This window comes from Cohnella hashimotonis (genome assembly GCF_030014955.1).
GTDB lineage: Bacteria > Bacillota > Bacilli > Paenibacillales > Paenibacillaceae > Cohnella > Cohnella hashimotonis.
Map to the genome: position 1 here is coordinate 2712483 of NZ_JAGRPV010000001.1, position 19942 is coordinate 2732424.

Below are 19942 nucleotides of genomic sequence, written 5' to 3' on the forward strand. Positions count from 1 at the left end.
AGACAATGTTCGCGTCATTCCGACATTATACAGCAGTCGCATGGAGGTGCAGCGTGCTTCCCAAGATAGGTCAAATGCTCTACATTCAGCCCCATGCGGCGACGAACGACGGCGGGGCGCCAAGCATGCTTCGGTCCCGCGTCACAGACGCCGACGATCGTTTTTTGTACGTGGACATCCCCATCGACGAACAGACGCGGAGGCTTCATCGAACCGAACCCGGAGACGAGCTTAAGCTTACATATTTTACGTCGGAAGGCGTCAAGCACCAGTTCGCCGCCCGCGTTCATTCGATACGAAGGGACAGCATCAGTCAGCTCGTCATTCCTAAGCCTGATCCGGATCAAATATCAAGAGAACAGCGCAGAAGCTTTTTACGCGTCGAGGCGCAGCTGGAGATTGCCGTCCGTCTCGGCGAGAAGATGCGTTTCACGGCGCTGACGGACGATGTCGGCGGCGGCGGCGTCTCGTTCAGATGCGACCGCAAGTGGCCGATTACGCCGAATATGAAGGCGAACTGCTGGCTCCTGCTGAACTATAAATCCGGCACGGTCTCGCATGCGCAATTCGAGGGCGAGATCGTACGGATCGTGCCGGTCGAGCCGCATCACAATTTGGTCATGATGCGGTTTCAGGACATCCAGGATACCGATCAGCAAAAAATCATTCGTTATTGCTTCGAGAAGCAGCTAGAACGAAGGAAGGACTAGACGAAGGAGGGGCATAAGCGGCATGGACGGCGAAGGAAATCGTCGGCGAGCGGACCGCGAGCGGACGGCGGAACGCGTCGACGGGTATCTGCGAGCGGCGGCATTGGCCGGCGCGATCTTGCTCATTTTGGCGCAGCTGCTGCTGCGCGTACCTGCGTTCAGGACGTTGATCGTTCCCGGCGAGCGCGCCGATGGAATCCGCTACGAAGCCGGATAGACACTTGTCTATTCGGCTTGCTTTTTTGCATCTGAATATTTGCTGTGGTATAATTTGTTCATTCGTGCGCAGGCGTCGGCCGGCTGGTTTTATGCTCATGCAGGCGTTGCCGAGCAGCTTCGTCTCCGCCTTGCCGCAGGCCGATGGACCTCCTGTCTTATCGACCGGATGCATCAATGTTTGTGCGCTCTAGGAGGCTTGTTGCTACTTCATGAATGAACGTTATCCGCACCGCATCAACATTGCGATCGACGGACCGGCCGGAGCGGGCAAGAGCACGGTCGCAAGGCTGGTCGCCAGCGAGCTTCATTACGTATACGTGGACACGGGCGCTATGTACCGTGCCGTCACCTTTGTCGCACAGTCTCGCGGGCTTCAACTGAATGACAGCGATAGTCTGGCGTCGCTGGCGTCGGGTCTGGACATCTCGTTACTTCCCGGCGAAGGGGGGCAGATCGTATTGGCTGACGGCAAGGACGTCACCGGTCTGATCCGCTCGCGCGAGGTTACCGCGGCCGTCTCGCTGGTATCCGCGAACGCCGCCGTGCGGTCGCGCATGTCCGAGCTGCAGCGCCGGATGGCTGCCGCCAAGGGCGTCGTCATGGACGGCCGCGACATCGGCACGCATGTGCTGCCCGATGCGGAGCTCAAGGTCTTCTTGACCGCGTCGCCGCGAGAGCGCGCGAGCCGCAGGTTTTTGGAGCTCGGGGATAAGCCGGCCGTCACCCTCGATCAGCTCGAAGGCGAGATCGCTTTGCGCGACAGAATGGACAGCGAGCGCGAGATCGCGCCGTTGCGCCAGGCCGCCGACGCCCTCCTGATCGATTCGACGGGGCGCTCGATCGCCGAGATCGTGGACGAGATCGTATCGCTAGGCCGTACGGCCGCGCAAGCGATCGCTGCAAGGGAGAATTGACCGATGCTTTACCGATTCGCGAGATTGCTGCTCAGAGTCCTGTTCAAGCTGCTTTACCGTTTTGAGGCTGTCGGCGCCGGGCGAATTCCCGCCCAGGGCGGCGTGATCCTCGCCAGCAACCATACGAGCCTGCTCGATCCGATCGCGCTAGGGATCGGCGTCGACCGCAAGGTTCACTATATGGCCAAGGCGGAGTTGTTCAAGGTTCCCGGATTCGGCGCATTGATTGCGAACCTGGGCGCTTTTCCGGTTAAGCGCGGCGGCGTCAGCAAAGAGGCGATCCGCACGGCGATCGGCATCTTGCGCGAAGGCAAAGTGATGGGCATTTTCCCGGAGGGAACGCGCAAGGACGTCGGTCTCATGGGCAAGCGCGGTGCGATGAGCATGGCGTTCCGTGCCGGCTCGGCCGTCGTGCCGGTGGCTCTGGTCGGCAGCTATCGTCCATTTACGAAGATGAAGGCCGTATACGGCGCGCCGCTCGATATGCAGGCGCTTGCAGGCGACGGTTCGCCGGAGGCGCAAGAAGCCGCTACCGAACTGCTGATGTCCAGGATCAAAGAAATGCTGAATACGGGCAGGCCCGCGCAATAATTTAATTCTTCCGGCGCATACTACGGTCATTCGTCCTAATTTTATACTTAAGTGATTTAAACCCCGCGTTGCGGGTTTAAATAAAGTTGTGGTAGAACTGAGGAGGTTATTTCCATGTCTGAAGAAATCAATGTCCAGGAATCCGCCGCGCAGGAGCCTGTCGCTGCCGACAATGCCGCAGAGACGGTAACGCAAGACGAGCTGGAGAACGTCGTATCGCTGAAAAAGGGCGATACCGTGAAGGGAACCATCGTTAAAATCGAAGACAACCAAGCTTATGTAAGCCTTGGATATAAATACGACGGTGTCATCCCGCTTCGCGAGCTCTCCAACGTCAACCTGGAGAATGCTTCCGACGCCGTACAGATCGGCCAGGAAGTCGAAGCGAAGGTCGTCAGCATCAACGACGAGAAGGCTAGCCTTGTCCTCTCCAAGCGTCAGATCGACGGCGCGAAGGCATGGGATGATCTCCAGAGCAAATTCGACAACGGCGAAGCGTTCGAAGTTACGGTAGCTGACGTCGTCAAGGGCGGCCTGGTCGCCGACGTTGGCGTGCGCGGCTTTATTCCCGCTTCCATGGTCGCGCGCACGTTTGTCGAAGACTTCTCCGACTACAAGGGTCGTACCCTTCGCGTCAAGGTCAAAGAAATCGACCGTGAAAACAATAAAGTGATCCTGTCGGCCAAAGAAGTGCTCGAAGCCGAATACGAAGCGCAAAAGCAATCGGTTATGGAATCCTTGCAGCCGGGCCAAGTGCTCGAAGGCACGGTTCAGCGCCTTACGCCGTTTGGCGCATTCGTCGACATCGGCGGCGTAGACGGACTGGTCCACGTTTCCGAGATCGCTTGGAACCATGTGGCGCATCCGGCCGACGTCGTTTCCGAAGGCCAAAAGGTCAACGTGAAGGTGCTGAGCGTCGACACATCGATCGGCAAGATCAAGCTGAGCATCAAAGCCGCCCAACCGGGTCCTTGGGAATCGGTTAACGGCAAATTCAACAGCGGCGATGTCGTGACCGGCGTCGTGAAGCGTCTCGTGAGCTTCGGCGCATTCGTCGAGATCGCGCCCGGCGTCGAAGGCCTTGTGCACATCTCCCAGATCGCGCACCGCCACGTCGCTACGCCGCACGAAGTATTGAAGGAAGGCCAGGAAGTGCAAGCGAAGATTTTGGACTTCAACCCGGCCGAGAAGCGCGTATCGCTCTCCATCAAGGAGACCGAAGAAGCGCCCGCTCAACCTGAACGTGCGCCGCGCGAACCGCGAGGCAGACGCGAAGAGTCGAACATTCCCGCTCCTGAGAGCATGAGCTTCACGCTTGCCGAGAAGTTCGGCGACAAGCTGAGCAAGTTTAAGTAAGCTACATCCATAGCTATGACGGGCGCTGCAGAAGCCTTTCTGCAGCGCTTTTTTTGCGTCTTGCAAATTGTTTTTTTGACGACGTCCTTGCTGCGCATACTAAGGAATGGAAAGGAATCCGGCAAGAGGGGGACAAGGTATGATAACGGCAAAGTGGCTAGCCGGACATCATGAATTGATCGGCGTGACGCTCGGCACGTTATTCGGTTTTTTGGCACGGGTAGTCATGCTGCGCAGCGACTACAGGCAGTATCCCGCTTATCCGCACGGCAAAATCATTCATCTGGCGCTCGGGCTGATCGCAGGCGCGCTGGGCGCCGTGGCCGTCCCGGCGCTGATGAGCAAGGATTATACGGCGATCACGTTTTTGTCGCTCGCAGCGCAGCAGTTCAGGGAAGTGCGCAATATGGAGAGGGGGACGTTGACCGCAATCGATCACCAGGAGCTCGTCCCGCGCGGCGCGACCTATATTGAAGGCATTGCCGTCGTTTTCGAAGGGCGAAACTATTTGTCGATAGCGACGGCTTTGATTGTCAGCTTTGCGGCAACGATAATCGGGTGGATCTGGGGCGTGCTGCTCGGTATCGTATGTATCGCGATCGTCCTGCGGTTTATGAAGGGAAAGACGATTAAGGACATCGCGGAAGTGGCGTTCGCGCCTGTTAAAGCGGAAAACGCAAGCGTAACGGTTGGACCGGTCTATATGATGAATGTCGGGCTCGAATCGAATCTCGACATCATCCGCAAACAAGCGATCGGCTTCATCCTGACGCCGGTTAGCGATGATGCGAAAGTAACGCTTTCCAACCTGGGTCTTCGGCAGGCAATTTTGCACGATCTGTCGACAAGACTCGGCGTATATCGGGATGACGGAGAACCGGCGCTATTGCCGATCGCGAAGCTCGATCTGGCGACGGGGGCGCTCGGCGTGCTGCTGCTGCCGCGGGAACACGGGATGGAGAAGGCGCTCAAAGCGATGCAAGACGTTCCCCTTCTTGAATCGGCCGTCCGCAGACCGACGAAGGCCAACAAAACGAAAGGAGAGCCAGCTCATGGCTAAAATAGTCATGTTTCTGACGACCGATTCGACCAATGTATCGGAAGGCTCGTCCGCTCTGATCGCGAAGTCGGAGGAGGAACTGCAAAACTTGACGAATCTAATGGAAAAAATACTGGACTGCGCCGCTCATAAACTCAAAGACGGATTGTATATGCTCGTCGATCGGCATTAACGATGCGCAGGCGAGCGGGGAACTTTAGGAACCGTTAGCCAAGGCGGGGTATTTTTGTTATGATACTCTTTGTATGATTCAGAGGAATCCCTTAAGGAGTGAAAGCATGGCAAGACCTGTCATTGCCATCGTAGGACGTCCCAACGTAGGGAAGTCGACGATTTTTAATCGCATAATCGGTGACCGCCTGGCCATCGTCGAAGATAAGCCGGGCATTACGCGCGACCGTATTTACGGCACCGGCGAATGGAGCGGCCGCAGCTTTAGCGTGATCGATACCGGCGGTATCGAGATCGACGGCGAAGACGGCATGCTTCGCCTTGTCCGAATGCAAGCGGAGCTCGCCATCGAAGAAGCGGACCTCATCGTTTTCATGGCCGACGCCAAGTCAGGCGTCACGAACGCCGACGAAGAAGTCGCCCAGATCTTGTTCCGCTCGGGCAAACCGGTCGTCGTCGCCGTGAACAAGGTGGACAATCTTCAGCGCATGGACGATATTTACGAATTTTACAGCCTGGGTTTCGGCGATCCCATCGCGCTCTCGGGCTCGCACGGCATCGGCATCGGAGACCTGCTCGAGGCCTGCATAGAGCGTCTGCCGGTCGGCGAAGATCAGGAGTACGACGACGATGTAATCAAGGTGGCCTTGATCGGGCGTCCGAATGTCGGGAAGTCCTCGCTCGTCAATGCCATACTGGGCGAAGAGCGCGTCATCGTCAGCGAGATCGCGGGTACGACGCGCGATGCCATCGATACGCCCTTCGTTAAGGACGATCAACGATACGTGCTGATCGACACCGCGGGCATGCGCAAGCGGGGCAAGGTGTACGAGACGACCGAGAAGTACAGTGTCATGCGGTCGATGAAGGCCATCGAGCGCGCGGACGTCGTGCTTGTCGTCATTAACGGCGAAGAAGGCATCATCGAGCAGGACAAGCATATTGCCGGATACGCGCACGAGATGGGCAAGGCGTCCGTATTCGTCGTCAACAAGTGGGACATCGTCGAGAAGGACGACAAGACGATGCAGCACTTCACCAATTCGATCCGCGACCACTTCCTGTTCATGTCGTATGCGCCGATCGTGTTTCTGTCCGCGCTCACGAAGTCCAGGCTGCACCGTCTGCTGCCCGTTATCGATCGCGTCGCCGAGCAGCATGCGATGCGCGTGCCGACGCATCTGCTCAACGATGTCGTCGCGGACGCAGTGGCGATAACGCCGCCCCCGACGGATAAAGGCCGCAGGCTGCGCGTCAATTATGCAACGCAGGTATCCGTCAAGCCGCCGACGATACTTATTTTCGTGAACGATCCCGAATTGATGCACTTCTCGTACGAGCGTTATTTGGAAAACAAGATTCGGGCCGCGTTCGATTTCGAGGGAACGCCGCTGCGCCTCTTTACGCGCCGCAAGTCCGATCAGGAATAGGAGAGAACCGTTTTGCTGCCAGCCGTCATCGCCGTAGTCGTCAGTTATTTGCTCGGCTCCGTTTCCTTCAGCATCCTTTTTGCCCGTTGGCTCCGCAAGATCGATATTCGCCAGCATGGAAGCGGCAATGCCGGCGCGACAAATACGCTTCGCGTGCTCGGCAAGGGACCGGCGATCGCCGTCTTCCTGCTCGACATCGCCAAAGGCCTCGCTGCCGTCGCCCTCGGTCAAGCGATCGCCGGGGAGCAAGGCTCCTGGCTTGCGGTCGCTTGCGGTCTGGCTTCGATCGCCGGGCACAATTGGCCGCTTTATTTCCGCTTCAAGGGCGGGAAGGGCATTGCGACAACCGTCGGCGCACTCATTTACATGGCGCCGCTGCCTGTCGTCGCCGCGGGCATCGTAGCTATTGTCCTAATCGTTATTACGCGTTATGTTTCGCTCGGATCGATGGTGTTCGCCTCGCTGGTGCCTATTGTTCTCGGCTTGGCCGGCGAGATCGGCCCGGTTTTTTGGGGAGCGCTCGTACTGGCGCTGCTGGCGATTGTCCGGCATCGCAAAAATATCGTCAAGCTGATGAACGGTACCGAGAACAAAATCGGCGCCAAGAAGAAGGAGGATTCGCATGGCATCTAGCCAAGTTACGGTCCTGGTAGCCGGCAGCTGGGGCACGGCGCTGGCTTGCGTGCTCGCGGACAACGGTCACGAGGTAACAGTATGGACGCGCGGTGCCGCCCAAGCGGAAGAGATCAACGAATCTCATACGAATCGCAAATATTTGGAGGATACGGAGCTGCCCCAATCGCTTCGTGCGACGACGGATATGGCCGAGGCGCTCCGCGATGCGGACGCCGTCGTGTTCGTGGCGCCGTCTTCGGCCATGCGAGAGGTTGCGCAAGCGGCCGCGGCACATCTCAAGCCGGAATCGCTCATCGTTCATGCGACCAAAGGCTTTGAGACGGGCAGTTTAAAACGAATGTCCCAAGTGCTCTCCGAAGAGTTGAAACGCCCTGAAGGCTCCATCGTCGTCCTATCCGGACCAAGCCATGCCGAAGAAGTCGTGCTGCGGCTGCCCACGACTGTCGTCGTGGCTGCCAGCGAGCTTAAGCAAGCGGAAGCTGCTCAGGATTTGTTTATTAACGATGCCTACTTCCGCGTCTATACGAATCCCGATTACATCGGCGCAGAGACGGCCGGCGCCATCAAAAACATTATCGGTCTCGGCGCAGGGCTTTCTGACGGTCTTGGCTTCGGAATCAACGCCAAGTCCGCGCTTGTGACGCGCGGGCTTGCCGAGATCGGACGTCTGGGATCCGCGATGGGCGCGCATATGCTCACTTTTGCCGGCCTCGCTGGCGTCGGAGACTTGATCGCCACTTGTACGAGCAGACACAGCCGCAACTATCGCGCCGGGGAGCTGCTCGCGCAGGGGCTTGGTTATGAAGAGGTTCAAGAACGAATCGGGATGGTCGTCGAAGGCGTGCGTACGACGCTGGCAGCCTCGAAGCTCGCCGTTCAGTACGGTGTCGAGATGCCGATCACGGCGCAGCTTCATGCCGTTCTGTTCGAAGGCAAGCCGCCGCTGCAAGCGGTAGAAGCGCTCATGGGAAGAGTGCGCACGCATGAGATCGAGGAGACCGTTCTTTTTAACCGTACATAGCGATAGCCGCCTCAGTCTTCAAACCCGCCCACACCGCCGCACCTCGTGCCTCATAGGATACAAGGCATGATTTGCGGAGGAGGGGAAGCATGGACAAGAAGATCTCCAAGGATGTTATTAATTCGGTAAGCAAAAAGACGGGGAAGCCCGTATCGGAAGCGTCGCTCAAAAAAATCGCGCAAAAGGTGTCCCCGGACATCATGCAAAGCGAAGCGCAACTCCGCCAGCTGATCAAGCAGGTATCGAGCACAGCGGGCGTGCCCGTGTCGGAGGAGACGATCAAGGAGATCGTCGGCGCAGTCAAAAAGAGCGGTTTTAACATCGGCAATCTTGAAGGACTTATGAAAATGATGCTTAAAAAATAAAGGCCGCTGCCGCAAAAGCCTCCTTCCCTTGTCGGGGAGCGGGGCTTTTTTGCATATCAGGCGCAGTCGACCGTCCATGAATAAACGTTGGTCAAGCATGCCATTCATTGATTTACGGGCAATTGGGCAACCTGAAGCGGTAATCGTCCAACTCGAATACAGAAAGGGGAGACATGCTGCCATGACGATGGATGCGATCGTCCGCGATCACTTTCTGAGTGCCGTCAGACACCGCCGCAGCTTTTACGGCATCAGCGACGAAGCCATCGTTCCGGACGAACGGATCGAAGAGATCATCAAGGAAGCGGTCAAGTATACGCCGTCTTCGTTTAACTCTCAAAGCGCCAGAATCGTACTGCTGCTCAAGCAGGAACACAAGAAATTTTGGAACATAACGACAGAGACGCTTCGCAAAGTCGTCGCCGATCCCGAGCAATTCAAAGCGACGCAAGAGAAGATGAGCGCTTTCGCTGCAGGGTACGGCACGGTGCTGTTTTTTGAGGACCAGACCGTTATCGAAAGCCTGCAGCAGCAGTTCGCGTCCTACAAGGACAACTTCCCGAAGTGGTCGGCGCATTCCTCCGGCATGCATCAGTTTGTCATCTGGACGGCGCTCGAGACCGAGGGCTTCGGCGCATCCCTGCAGCATTACAATCCGCTCGTCGACGAAGAGGTCAAACGGACCTGGAGGTTGCCCGACAGCTGGTCCTTGATCGCTCAAATGCCGTTCGGCAAACCGATCGCGCAGCCGGGGGAGAAGACGTTCAAACCGCTGGAAGAAAGAATCAAGATTTTTAAATAAAGAACGGGTCGGCCGCCGATGCGCCATGCAACGGCGGTTTTCGTCATTTTTGCCCGCGAATGACGAATGTGATTGAAGAATGTGGTATAATATGTTCCGTTTTATAGGATTGATTTTCCGATCGTCGGTGCTTTGACGTGCGACGGTCATTGCCATACATAAGGCTGCGGTTTGAGGAAGGGACTGTTATTTAGCAATGGATCCGATGATGAAAATGTGGGTGTCGTTCGTCGGCATCGGACTGATGGTTCTGTCGGCGGTGCTGATCATGCTCGCCAGGGCGAAGACCAAGGGCGCGCTGCGCTTCGGGCTTTCCTTCGTCGCCTTCGTTATGCTGCTTGTCGGTATGGCATGCGGACTTATATCGATTATTTGACAACTAGAACCGGGCCGGAGGATTTGAATATGCTTACGCTTAAAGGTAGAACGATCGAAGCGCGCACGGAACCGCGAATCGGCGCTACGCTGCTGGAGCTCGCGCTCGGCGCCGGCGTCGATTGGCAGTTCAATTGCTCGAGGGGCACATGCGCGCGCTGCCGCTGCCTCGTCACGGAAGGCGGCGAGCTTCTCGAGGCGTCTACAGACGCCGAATGGGACCGGCTTGGACCGGACGAGCTGGATGCGGGTTATCGCCTCGGCTGTCAGGCGCGCGTCGAGACGGCGGGCACGATCGCGGCCGTCAACCGGACGTACTTCTAAGGAGCTGAAGGACATGCCTATAGAAGGCAACGGCGAAGACATCCTGCGCGCGCTGACCGCGATCGCGGGGCTGACCGTGGACTGCAAGGCGCGTTGGTTGGTCGGGGGCAGCGCCGGACTTGCGCTTCGCGGGGCGCGGCTGGCTTCGGCGCCGAGAGACCTGGATATTTATGCGGACGCTGACGCCGCGACGGCTCTTCATAAGCGGCTTGCCGAATGGGCGACCGACATTCAGGCATGGGACGAAACGGGGCGCTACCGTTCGTTGTTGTCTCATTACCGGTATGGCGGCGTTACGATCGAGCTTGTAGGGAACTTCGAGATTCATATTCCCGGTTCCCGGTATCTGACTGAGGTCGACGCCTTTTTATATGCGCACGGCGACGACTGGTTTCCACAGGATCGCACGCCTTCCATTCGTCTTATGCCGCTGGGGCACGAGCTCATTTTTAATGTGCTGCGCGAGCGGGAAGACCGCGCGCTCGAGGCGGCCCGGCTTATCCGGGCCGATCCGCAGGCGCATTTGCGCACCCTTGAGCTTCTCGCCGCACGTCAATCGCTGTCCGAGGGCATCAAAAGCGAGCTTCGGCGACTGACAGCTGCGGCACCGGAGGAGGGAGCGGACGATGGGCGATAAAGGCGGCTGCGAGGTCGAATTCGGGCCGGAGGGGCAGACTGTGAACGTAAGAGCCGGCACGACGCTGCTCGAAGCGGCCAGGCGGGCCAAGGCGCCCGTACGCACGCGGTGCGGGGGCGTCGCCGGCTGCTTGATGTGCAAGGTCGATGTGCCGCTTGCCCACAGGGAAGCGCTCTCTCCCCCGACGGAGGCGGAGCGTCGCAAGCTTGGACCGCTGCTCGAGCAGGGCGTAAGGCTGTCTTGCCAGTCCCGGATCCGGCGTTCCCTTCGGGTCGAGGTTCCGGAAGATCCGCTAAAGGCGGCCGTCCGCCGGCAGCTTGAGCGACAGCAATCGGACGATTTATGGTAAACGACAAGCCGGAATTGACGGCTTTATACAGGGGGCTTTTGGATTTGAAAAGATCGCTATGGATGAAAAAAGGCCGGTTGGCGGCCAAGCGCGCAGCCATGCTCGTATGTGCGCTTGCGCTGCTGCCGCTGGCAGGCTGCTTGTATCCGGACGAGTACACGCCATCAAACCAGGTGTCGGCCAAAGAAGCGGTGAGCGCCGTTCAGGCTGCCGTCGACAGCTACCGCAAGGACACGGGACTATTGCCGATCGAGAACGCATCCGAGGGGACCCCGCTATACGAGAAATTCCGTCTCGATTTCGCCAAGCTGAAGCGGATGGGGTATGTGACCGATATTCCCAAGGAAGCGTTCGAAAGCGGCGGCTCCGGCCAATTTCTCATCATCGACGAAGAAAGCGATCCTAAGGTGAAGCTGCTCGATCTTGCGGTCTATCAGGCGATCGGCACGGTACAGTCCAAGGTGAACGCTTACGTTCTGAAGCATAAAGGGAAGCAGCCGGTTGCGGACGAGATCTACCCCGACTTCCGCAGGGTCGATTACAAGGCGCTCGGCATCGACGATCCTGCTATTCGCAGCATGTACACCGGACGGGTGCTAGAGCTCATGATCGATCCCGGCAGCTCGGTTTACGCGGATTACGGCATCGATATCGTTAAGGCGCTGGAAAAATCGGAAGCGAAGCCCGGCGAAGGGAGCGACCTGCGGGCGCTGCTGGCGGACGAATCGTTTTACGTGCCGGTCAAATCGCCGGTTTATCGTTTAGTCCAAGGAGAGCCGCGGGCATTTCTCAAATAAGACCAAGCCCTTTCCCTACCAAGCCGAACCGTTCCGTCACCGGAACGGTTTTTTTTGTTGCTTCTTCGGACATAGGCATCCATTTTCCGTCATAGGATCATTTGGATGAGCGAACGGCGCGCGGGGGCTTCAAAAAATATGAACCGTCGTCATATTCGCCGGCATGGCACATACAATGATACTAGTCCAAGTTCATGTACGAGTCCGTCGCGCTGGCGGAACCGCAGGCTTCGCGATTACGAAGGGGAGGGAATCTCAGTGGAAAAAGTGGATATTTTCAAAGATATCGCCGAACGTACGGGCGGCGACATCTACCTCGGGGTCGTCGGCGCCGTCCGGACAGGCAAATCGACCTTTATCAAGCGATTCGTGGAAACGGTCGTGCTGCCGAACATCGCACATGAAGCCGATCGCGTCAGGGCGGTCGACGAGCTGCCGCAAAGCGCGGCGGGCCGTACGATCATGACGACGGAGCCCAAGTTCGTACCGAACAACGCCGTTCAGATCAAGGTCGGCGAAGGCCTCGAGGTCAATGTGCGGCTAGTCGATTGCGTCGGCTACGCGGTCGAGGGCGCCAAAGGCTACGAGGACGAAAACGGTCCTCGCATGATTACGACGCCCTGGTTCGAGGAAGCGATTCCGTTCCAGGAAGCGGCGGAAATCGGCACGCGGAAGGTGATCCAGGAGCATTCGACCCTGGGCGTCGTCGTGACGACCGACGGTACGATCGCGGAAATTCCGCGCAGCTCCTATGTCGAGGCGGAGGAACGCGTCATTGCGGAGCTTAAGGAGGTCGGCAAGCCGTTCGTGCTGATCGTCAACTCGACGAGGCCGAAAAGCGAAGAAGCGCTGGCGCTTCGCGCAGAGCTTGCCGCCAAATACGATATTCCGGCGATCACGCTGAGCGTGGCGTCGATGGGCGAGGATGAAGTGCTGGGCGTGCTCCGCGAGGTGCTCTACGAGTTCCCCGTTCACGAAGTCAACGTCAACCTGCCGAGCTGGGTCATGGTTCTGCAGGAGCAGCACTGGCTGCGGTCGAGCTACGAAAATTCGGTCCGCGACACCGTCCGCGACATTCGACGTCTGCGCGACGTGGACCGCGTCGTTTCGCAGTTCCTCGAATACGACTTCGTCGACCGCGCCGGTCTCAGCGGTCTCAACATGGGCCAGGGCGTCGCCGAGATCGACTTGTACGCGCCGGACGAATTGTACGACCGCATTCTGCAGGAGGTCGTCGGCACGGAGATCCGGGGCAAAGACCATTTGCTGCAGTTGATGCAGGAGTTCTCCCACGCTAAGCGGGAGTACGATCGCTTCGCCGAGGCGCTCGAGATGGTGAAGACGACCGGCTACGGCATCGCGGCGCCGACGCTCGCGGAGATGCAGCTCGACGAGCCGGAGCTCATCCGGCAGGGCTCGCGCTTCGGCGTCCGGCTCAAGGCGACCGCGCCTTCGATCCATCTGATCCGCGTCGACGTCGAATCGGAGTTCGCGCCGATCATCGGTACGGAAAAGCAGAGCGAGGAGCTCGTCCGCTACCTGATGCAGGACTTCGAGAAGGATCCGATCAAGATCTGGGATTCCGACATTTTCGGTCGCTCGCTGCACTCCATCGTACGGGAAGGCATCCAGGGCAAGATTGCGATGATGCCCGACAACGCCCGCTACAAGCTGCAGGAAACGCTGGGCCGCATCATCAACGAAGGCTCGGGCGGACTCATCGCCATTATCCTATAAATGACCAAAGACCGCGCGCCGGATAAGGCGTGCGGTTTTATTTGCGTTACGGAGCCGAAGGAGGGCGACAGGTTTTTATTTTATTCTTGTTATATCGACATCGTTCGCCTAAAATAGATTCTTGTGTATGCCCGCTGAAAGTTTTATAAACACAAAAACCAATTGACATACTTGGAAATAATGATTATATTATTTTTACAGAATGATTTAATAGATTAGGGAGGCCATTTCTAGTGAAAAAGCAATTTCGTTTTGGGACCTGGCTCGCGCTGACCATGGCGCTTGTTCTGCTCCTGGCCGCTTGCGGCAACAAAAATAATAACAATGGCGCATCCAGCGGCTCGGCATCGGCATCGCCGTCCGCTTCGGCTTCCGAGCCTGCATCGCCTTCCGCGTCCGACGCCGGCGGAGACGCAGAAGCGCTTAAGGGCAAGAAGATCGCGCTCATCATGCGCTTGAACACGGGAACGTTCTCCGCGCAGTACGTCGACGGCGTTAAGAAGCAAGTCGAGAAATTCGGCGGACAGTTGACCGTCATTCCTTCCGACAACAAGCTGGACGTTATGGCGACCAACCTTGACGCAGCCGTCACCCAGAAGTACGACGGCATCCTGCTCGACCACGGGGACGCCGGCGCATTGACGGCAGGCGTCGACAAGGCGATTGCAGCCGGCATCCCTGTCGTGGCGTTCGACTCCGGTCTGACCAATGCAGGCGTCACGAGCATCGCGCAGAACGACCAGAAGATGGCCGAGCAAACCCTCGAAGCGCTCTCCAAGGATTCGGGCGGCAAAGGCACCATCGTTAAAATCTGGGTCGCAGGCTTCCCGCCGATGGAGTCCCGCCAGATTGCCTACAAGGCATTTTTGGACGCCAACCCGGACATCAAGGAACTTGCCGCATTCGGCACCGCTGACGGCGCTCAGCTCGACGCGCAGACGCGGACCGAAGCGATCCTCAAGCAATATCCGGAAAAGGGCAGCATCACCGCCATCTGGGCGGCTTGGGACGAGTTCGCCAAGGGCGCAGCCAACGCAGTCAAGCAAGCTGGTCGCGACGAGATCAAGATTTACGGCATCGACCTGAGCGACGAAGACCTCGCGCTGATTCAAGATCCGACGAGCCCGTGGGTGGCTTCCGCGGCCGTCGATCCGGCATCGATCGGTCAAGTCCAAGTCCGTTACCTGTACCAAAAGCTGCATGGCGACGAAACGCCTCCGACGGTTCAGCTCGACTCCGTGTACGTGAGCCGCGACGCGCTGCCGACGGATAAGAAAGTAACGACCGCCGATCTATCCCAATACGTGGACGGATGGGGCGCGAGCGACACCGGCAACACGGATTACCTCAAGGCGCTTGAGCAATCCGTCGGCGCCAAGTAAAATAAGGTAGGCACGAGGACGGCGCGGGATTCTGACCGCGCCGTCCTGTATTGCGATCGGAAGCAAATGCGAAAGGAGGGGCGGCTATGAACGTCTTCGGCGAGCTTGCGATGACGAACATCACGAAGTCGTTCGCCGGCGTCAGCGCGCTCGGCGGCGTAGATTTTACGCTGCGCCCGGGAGAAGTGCACGCCCTGCTCGGCGCGAACGGCGCCGGCAAAAGCACGCTGATGAAAATATTGTCCGGCGCTTATGCCGCGGACGGCGGCACGATCCAGATCGGAGATCGGAAGCTGTCGATCGCTTCGCCGGCCGACGCCAAGGCGGAAGGCATTCACTGCGTTTACCAGGAAGTCGATACGTCGCTCGTGCCTCACCTCACCGTGGCGGAAAATATGATGCTCGACCGCATCGCGACAGGCAAGGGCTCCATCTGGATGAACTGGTCCGCCCTCAGCCGGGAGGCGGAAGCGGTGCTCGAACGGATCGGCTCGCGAATCCCGGTCAAGCGCAGGGCGGACGAGCTTACGCTGGCGGAGAAGCAGATCGTGCTGATCGCCAGGCTCCTCGTGCAGGAGGCCAAATTCGTTATACTTGACGAGCCTACGGCGCCGCTTAGCCTAGAAGAGGCGGACCGGCTCTTCGGCATTATGGACGAGCTGAAAAAACAGGGCATCGGCATCGTTTTTATCTCGCATCGGCTGCCCGAAGTCAAACAGGTCAGCGACCGGATCACCGTCATGCGCGACGGCAAGGTCGTGCTGACCGAGCCGGCAACCAAGGTTGAGACCGGAGATATTGTCAGGGCGATGCTCGGCCGCAGCTTCGAGGAGGAATATCCGAAGTCGACGGTTCCGATCGGAGAGACTTTATTCGAGGTCGAGGACATCGCGGCGGGACACCGAGTCAGGGGAGTGAGCTTAAGCGTCAGGCGAGGCGAGATCGTAGCGGTCGTCGGCCTCGTAGGCGCGGGCAAGACGGAGCTCTCGCGGCTGCTGTTCGGCGCGGACGCCGCCGATCGAGGCCGGGTTAAAATTGCCGGCAAGACGGTAAAGTCAGCGTCGCCGGCGGACGCCGTCCGAGCGGGCATAGCTCTCGTGCCGGAAGAGCGTCGCAAGGAGGGCATCCTGGTCGGCTCGTCGGTCCTTCACAACCTGAGCTTGCCGATTTTGAAGCAGCTCAGCGGCGCTCTTGGCTTTCTCTCCCGTCTTTCGGAGCGGCGGCATGCGGAAGGCATGATCGGGCAGCTGGGCATCCGCACGGCCTCGAGCGGCCAGCTCGTCGGCTATTTAAGCGGGGGCAATCAGCAGAAGGTCGCGATCGGCAAATGGATGGCGACCGATGCCGAAGTGTTTATGTTCGACGAGCCGACCAAAGGCGTGGACGTCGGCGCGAAGCGCGACATCTTCCGCATCATCGGGGAGCTGGCCGCTGCGGGCAAGGGCGTTCTTTATCTGACCTGCGAATTCGCCGAGGCGCTGGGGCTCGCGGACCGAATTCTCGTGATGTGCGACGGCGCGATCGTCAAGCATTTCGACCGTGACGGCGTCACGATGGAAGAGCTTCTTTATTACGCGAGCGCAGGCAAGGAGGATCTGGCGTGAACAACCGGCTGTTGCAATTTTCGTACAAATACGGCGCTCTTATTTTCATCGGGCTCGTCATCTTGTTTTTTTCGCTGCGCAACGAATACTTTTTCACGTATTCGAATCTTGTGGACATTTTGCGCTCGATCTCGATTCTTACTTTCGTGGCGATCGGCGTGACGATTTCGCTAACGGTGGACGGCTTCGACTTGTCCGTCGGCTCGACCGTATCGTTGACGACGGTCGCAACCGCCACGATGATGATCTGGTACGAACTGCCGCTGGCGGTCGTGCTGATCGTGCCCCTGCTCATCGGAGCCGTCGTAGGCCTGCTTAACGCCTTTCTGATCGTCAAGGTCCGGATTCCCGACCTGTTGGCTACCTTGGCGGTCATGTACATCGTCAGCGGCATTCACAAGACGTATACGAAGGGTTATTCGATTTACAACAACATGCAGTTCCAGGACGGCACCAAGGCGCCTGGCGTCATGAACCCCGACTTTCTTTGGATCGGCCAAGGCAAGCTGTTCGGCGTTCCCTTCCCGGTCATTTTAATGATTCTGGCGGTTATCGGCGCGCATGTGTTTCTTAAATACACGCGCTTCGGCCGACAGACGACGATGACCGGCGGCAACGAGGAGGCTGCGCGTCTGTCCGGCGTCCGGGTTCGCCGCGTCCGCGCATGGGCTTACGTCGCTTCGGGCGTCTTCGCGGCCATCGGCGGCATATTGTACACCGCACGCGTCGGATCCGGACAGATCGACGCCGGAGCGCCGATGCTAATGGATGCCGTCGCGGCCGTGTTCGTCGGCTATTCCGTTTTCGGAGCGGGCCGTCCGAATATCATCGGGACTTTCGTAGGGGCCGTCCTGACGGGCATTTTGATTAACGGTCTGACGATGCTGCACGTTCAATACTACACCACGGATATCATCAAAGGGGCCGTTCTCGTTCTCGCGCTGACCGTCACTTTCGTGCATTTAAGCCGCCGCAAGGCGTAAATAAAGGGTTTGCGCGGCTTTACGCTTGCGGCGCCGCCGTTTTCATGTGTATAATTTTCGTTGAAACGGATAAACAGATACTACGCCAGTTGTCCGTATGGGAGGTGAATGCATTGAACAAGACCGAACTGATCGCGAAGGTTTCCGAGCTTGCCGACCTTTCCAAGAAGGACGCGACATCCGCGGTGGACGCCGTATTCGACGTCATCTCCGAGGCGCTCCAATCCGGCGATAAGGTACAGCTCGTCGGCTTCGGCAATTTCGAAGTCCGCGAACGCTCCGCCCGCAAGGGACGGAACCCGCAGACCGGCGACGAGATCGAGATTCCGGCAGGCAAGATCCCCGCGTTCAAGCCGGGGAAGGCGCTCAAGGACGGAATTAAATAATAAGACCTAAGCGTTGGCGCGAGCGATACATATCTTATGCCGCGTACGCTGCGCAAGGGAAGCCATCTTTGCCCCGTTTGACGGGCGAAGATGGCTTTTTGTGCGCTTGGCAGCGCAACCGACTAACGGGTGAAAGTCCCGCGTACGCCGCGAGGTGGCGGAAGTACATAGCAGAGGCGTAGTGCCGGGGCCCGCAAGGGACGGTGCGGAGGATGCCAAGGCAAAACCCGGAACAGGCGGCATACACCAAGTTGGCTGACGGAGCCGGATAACCCTGCAAAAGAAGGGTAGTCCTATACCATCCATAGGCTCCGTAAGTTAAGAGGACTGGATTCGGGGGAAAGCCGGTTGACGTGACCCAAGGAGAGCCCATCGTCTCCGCGCAGAAAGTTTTTTTTTTTTTTGTAGCGGTATCAGAGTTCAAGATCGTGAGGATCAAGAAGGAAGGTACGGACGGTGGGCAGTCAGAAGAAGGGATAGTAGCGAGAAAGCCTGCCGGAAAGGCCGCAAAGGTAGGTGAATCGGCGTCAGGTCGCCGATGCGTGCCCCGACTCAAAAGGCGGGGACACGTGTGAAGCCCGGAACCGTGAAAGAAGCGTGAATGAGGGAAACCATGCGCCAGGCAGGAGCCGGGGAGCTAAGATGTGCGTAGATCCGGGGAATGAACAAAAGGAGAAGCCGTCTGGGGCGAGTACCGACCGGGACACGGAGATTGCCGCAAGGCTACGAGCCGAGGAACGGGAAGGGAAGGAGAACGAGCATGGAGGGACCAAGGCAAGACAAACACGCACACGTAGGAGCTGAAGTGCCAAGCAAACGCAAATGGTACAGCCTCATCGACAAGATTTGGGCGAAGCCAAACCTGGAGGAAGCGTTCCGGGAGGTCAAGCGAAACCGCGGAGCGGCAGGGATCGATCGCGTGACCGTAAAGGCATACGAATCGAAGCTGGAGCCTAATCTAGAGGGGCTTCAGCTGGCGCTGCGAAACAAGACTTACCGGTCTAAGCCGGTAAAACGCGTGTATATCCCGAAAGCTGACGGGACGCAAAGACCGCTGGGCATTCCTACCGTGGAAGACCGAGTCGTGCAAGCGGCGGCAAGGCGTATCATAGAACCCCTATTCGAAGCGCAGTTCAAGGACTGCAGCTATGGATTCCGGCCGGGAAGAAGCGCGCATATGGCGCTGGCCAACATCCGCAAGGATCTGGAAGCAGGCTACCGGTACGTGATCGACGCCGACCTGAAGTCATACTTTGACACCATCCCGCATGAGAAGCTCATTGAAAAGGTGAGAGAGACCATCGTGGACGGCAGTGTACTGCGGTTGCTGGAGAGCTTCCTGAAGGCCGGGATCATGGAAGGCGGCAGCTTCCACCTGAACGAGACGGGGACGCCGCAGGGCGGGGTGATTAGTCCGCTTTTAGCGAACATCTATCTGCATCCGCTGGACGAAGCGATGACGGCGCGCGGACACCGAATGACGCGATATGCAGACGACTTCGTCATCTGTTGCAAAACGGCAAAAGGCGCTGAGCGTGTACTGAATTCGGTCGTGGGACTGCTGGAACGCGAGATGGGACTTATCATACACCCGGAGAAAACGAAAATCGTAAACAGCTACAAGGAAACATTCGTATTCCTGGGTCATGCGTTCAAGCCGGGAAAACGGATGGTGCCGTCGGAAAAAGCGATGAAGCGATTCAAAGAACGGGTGAAGGAGATCACGCGAAGAAACCAGACGGTGAAGGTCGAGCAGATCGTGAAGAAGCGACTAAACCCATACTTGCGGGGATGGGGGAACTACTTTGGGACGGGAGATGTGTTGAGCCGATTCCGAGGACTGGATGCCTGGATTCGAAGACGAATACGGGCCGTGCAACTAAGGAGTTGGAAGAAAATTCGCAAACTCCACCGGGAAATGAGGAGACGGGGATGGGACAATAAAGATATGCCCGGACTCCGAATGACGGCCTGGCGGAGCTCGCATTCCACCTATGCCCAATACGCAATGCCAAACGAATGGTTTGCCGAAATCGGACTATGCAGTTTGCTTGAGCGAAGCCAAGAACTGCGTCCCCAACGGGGATAAGCAC

The 19942-nt window shown here is 58.1% G+C and carries 23 protein-coding genes; all 23 read left to right on the plus strand.

Features of this window, described 5'->3' with window-relative positions; translation table 11 throughout:
* The first annotated feature begins 53 nt into the window (after window positions 1-53).
* The 23 genes from KB449_RS10800 to ltrA all read left to right on the plus strand — a co-directional run bounded on the left by KB449_RS10800 (window position 54) and on the right by ltrA (window position 19938).
* Window positions 54-710, plus strand: coding sequence for a flagellar brake protein (locus KB449_RS10800; RefSeq protein WP_282908379.1), 657 nt, complete (start codon window positions 54-56; stop codon window positions 708-710).
* A 22-nt stretch (window positions 711-732) separates the two neighbouring features.
* Window positions 733-927, plus strand: a complete 195-nt coding sequence (locus KB449_RS10805; protein ID WP_282908380.1) for a hypothetical protein — start codon at window positions 733-735, stop codon at window positions 925-927.
* Between the two features lie 211 nt (window positions 928-1138).
* Entirely contained in the window at window positions 1139-1843 is a 705-nt protein-coding gene (gene cmk, locus KB449_RS10810; protein ID WP_282908381.1) for a (d)CMP kinase, read from the plus strand.
* Between the two features lie 3 nt (window positions 1844-1846).
* Window positions 1847-2434, plus strand: a complete 588-nt coding sequence (locus KB449_RS10815; RefSeq protein WP_282908382.1) for a lysophospholipid acyltransferase family protein — start codon at window positions 1847-1849, stop codon at window positions 2432-2434.
* A 114-nt stretch (window positions 2435-2548) separates the two neighbouring features.
* Complete coding sequence (gene rpsA / locus KB449_RS10820) at window positions 2549-3790, plus strand: 30S ribosomal protein S1 (RefSeq protein WP_282908383.1); 1242 nt, start codon at window positions 2549-2551, stop codon at window positions 3788-3790.
* A 139-nt stretch (window positions 3791-3929) separates the two neighbouring features.
* The gene (locus KB449_RS10825; RefSeq protein ID WP_282908384.1) at window positions 3930-4850 is read left to right on the plus strand and encodes a YIEGIA family protein; all 921 of its coding nucleotides are present in this window, start codon (window positions 3930-3932) and stop codon (window positions 4848-4850) included.
* Window positions 4843-5022 carry a capping complex subunit for YIEGIA gene (locus tag KB449_RS10830; protein WP_282908385.1) on the plus strand — a complete coding sequence of 60 codons (180 nt, stop codon included), beginning with the start codon at window positions 4843-4845 and terminating at the stop codon, window positions 5020-5022. Before KB449_RS10825 ends, KB449_RS10830 begins: the two co-directional genes overlap by 8 nt.
* Window positions 5023-5128: 106 nt before the next feature.
* Window positions 5129-6451, plus strand: a complete 1323-nt coding sequence (gene der, locus KB449_RS10835) for a ribosome biogenesis GTPase Der (RefSeq protein ID WP_282908386.1) — start codon at window positions 5129-5131, stop codon at window positions 6449-6451.
* Window positions 6452-6463: 12 nt separating this feature from the next.
* Window positions 6464-7084 carry a glycerol-3-phosphate 1-O-acyltransferase PlsY gene (plsY, locus tag KB449_RS10840; protein WP_282908387.1) on the plus strand — a complete coding sequence of 207 codons (621 nt, stop codon included), beginning with the start codon at window positions 6464-6466 and terminating at the stop codon, window positions 7082-7084.
* The gene (locus KB449_RS10845) at window positions 7074-8108 is read left to right on the plus strand and encodes an NAD(P)H-dependent glycerol-3-phosphate dehydrogenase (RefSeq protein WP_282908388.1); all 1035 of its coding nucleotides are present in this window, start codon (window positions 7074-7076) and stop codon (window positions 8106-8108) included. The genes plsY and KB449_RS10845 overlap by 11 nt, the downstream gene beginning before the upstream one ends.
* 89 nt (window positions 8109-8197) lie before the next feature.
* Window positions 8198-8473, plus strand: coding sequence for a stage VI sporulation protein F (locus KB449_RS10850; RefSeq protein WP_282908389.1), 276 nt, complete (start codon window positions 8198-8200; stop codon window positions 8471-8473).
* A gap of 181 nt (window positions 8474-8654) precedes the next feature.
* Entirely contained in the window at window positions 8655-9275 is a 621-nt protein-coding gene (locus KB449_RS10855) for a nitroreductase family protein (protein WP_434082499.1), read from the plus strand.
* A 196-nt stretch (window positions 9276-9471) separates the two neighbouring features.
* On the plus strand, window positions 9472-9651 hold the full coding sequence (locus KB449_RS10860; RefSeq protein WP_282908390.1) for a DUF2768 family protein: 180 nt from the start codon (window positions 9472-9474) through the stop codon (window positions 9649-9651).
* 29 nt (window positions 9652-9680) lie between these two features.
* Window positions 9681-9974, plus strand: coding sequence for a 2Fe-2S iron-sulfur cluster-binding protein (locus KB449_RS10865; RefSeq protein WP_282908391.1), 294 nt, complete (start codon window positions 9681-9683; stop codon window positions 9972-9974).
* Window positions 9975-9987: 13 nt separating this feature from the next.
* Window positions 9988-10611, plus strand: a complete 624-nt coding sequence (locus tag KB449_RS10870) for a nucleotidyltransferase family protein (RefSeq protein WP_282908392.1) — start codon at window positions 9988-9990, stop codon at window positions 10609-10611.
* A complete protein-coding gene (locus tag KB449_RS10875; protein WP_282908393.1) occupies window positions 10601-10960 on the plus strand; it encodes a 2Fe-2S iron-sulfur cluster-binding protein in 360 nt (119 codons plus the stop codon). The genes KB449_RS10870 and KB449_RS10875 overlap by 11 nt, the downstream gene beginning before the upstream one ends.
* 44 nt (window positions 10961-11004) lie before the next feature.
* Window positions 11005-11757: a DUF3939 domain-containing protein gene (locus KB449_RS10880; protein WP_282908394.1), complete on the plus strand. Its 753-nt coding sequence runs from the start codon at window positions 11005-11007 to the stop codon at window positions 11755-11757.
* Between the two features lie 258 nt (window positions 11758-12015).
* Window positions 12016-13494: a stage IV sporulation protein A gene (gene spoIVA, locus KB449_RS10885; protein WP_090112865.1), complete on the plus strand. Its 1479-nt coding sequence runs from the start codon at window positions 12016-12018 to the stop codon at window positions 13492-13494.
* Window positions 13495-13769: 275 nt separating this feature from the next.
* The gene (locus tag KB449_RS10890) at window positions 13770-14876 is read left to right on the plus strand and encodes a sugar ABC transporter substrate-binding protein (RefSeq protein WP_286672374.1); all 1107 of its coding nucleotides are present in this window, start codon (window positions 13770-13772) and stop codon (window positions 14874-14876) included.
* Window positions 14877-14962: 86 nt separating this feature from the next.
* The gene (locus KB449_RS10895) at window positions 14963-16480 is read left to right on the plus strand and encodes a sugar ABC transporter ATP-binding protein (protein ID WP_282908396.1); all 1518 of its coding nucleotides are present in this window, start codon (window positions 14963-14965) and stop codon (window positions 16478-16480) included.
* Window positions 16477-17463, plus strand: a complete 987-nt coding sequence (locus KB449_RS10900; protein WP_282908397.1) for an ABC transporter permease — start codon at window positions 16477-16479, stop codon at window positions 17461-17463. The genes KB449_RS10895 and KB449_RS10900 overlap by 4 nt, the downstream gene beginning before the upstream one ends.
* A 113-nt stretch (window positions 17464-17576) precedes the next feature.
* Window positions 17577-17849, plus strand: coding sequence for an HU family DNA-binding protein (locus KB449_RS10905; protein WP_090112863.1), 273 nt, complete (start codon window positions 17577-17579; stop codon window positions 17847-17849).
* An 805-nt stretch (window positions 17850-18654) separates the two neighbouring features.
* Complete coding sequence (gene ltrA, locus KB449_RS10910; RefSeq protein ID WP_282907093.1) at window positions 18655-19938, plus strand: group II intron reverse transcriptase/maturase; 1284 nt, start codon at window positions 18655-18657, stop codon at window positions 19936-19938.
* The last annotated feature ends 4 nt before the right edge of the window (window positions 19939-19942 follow it).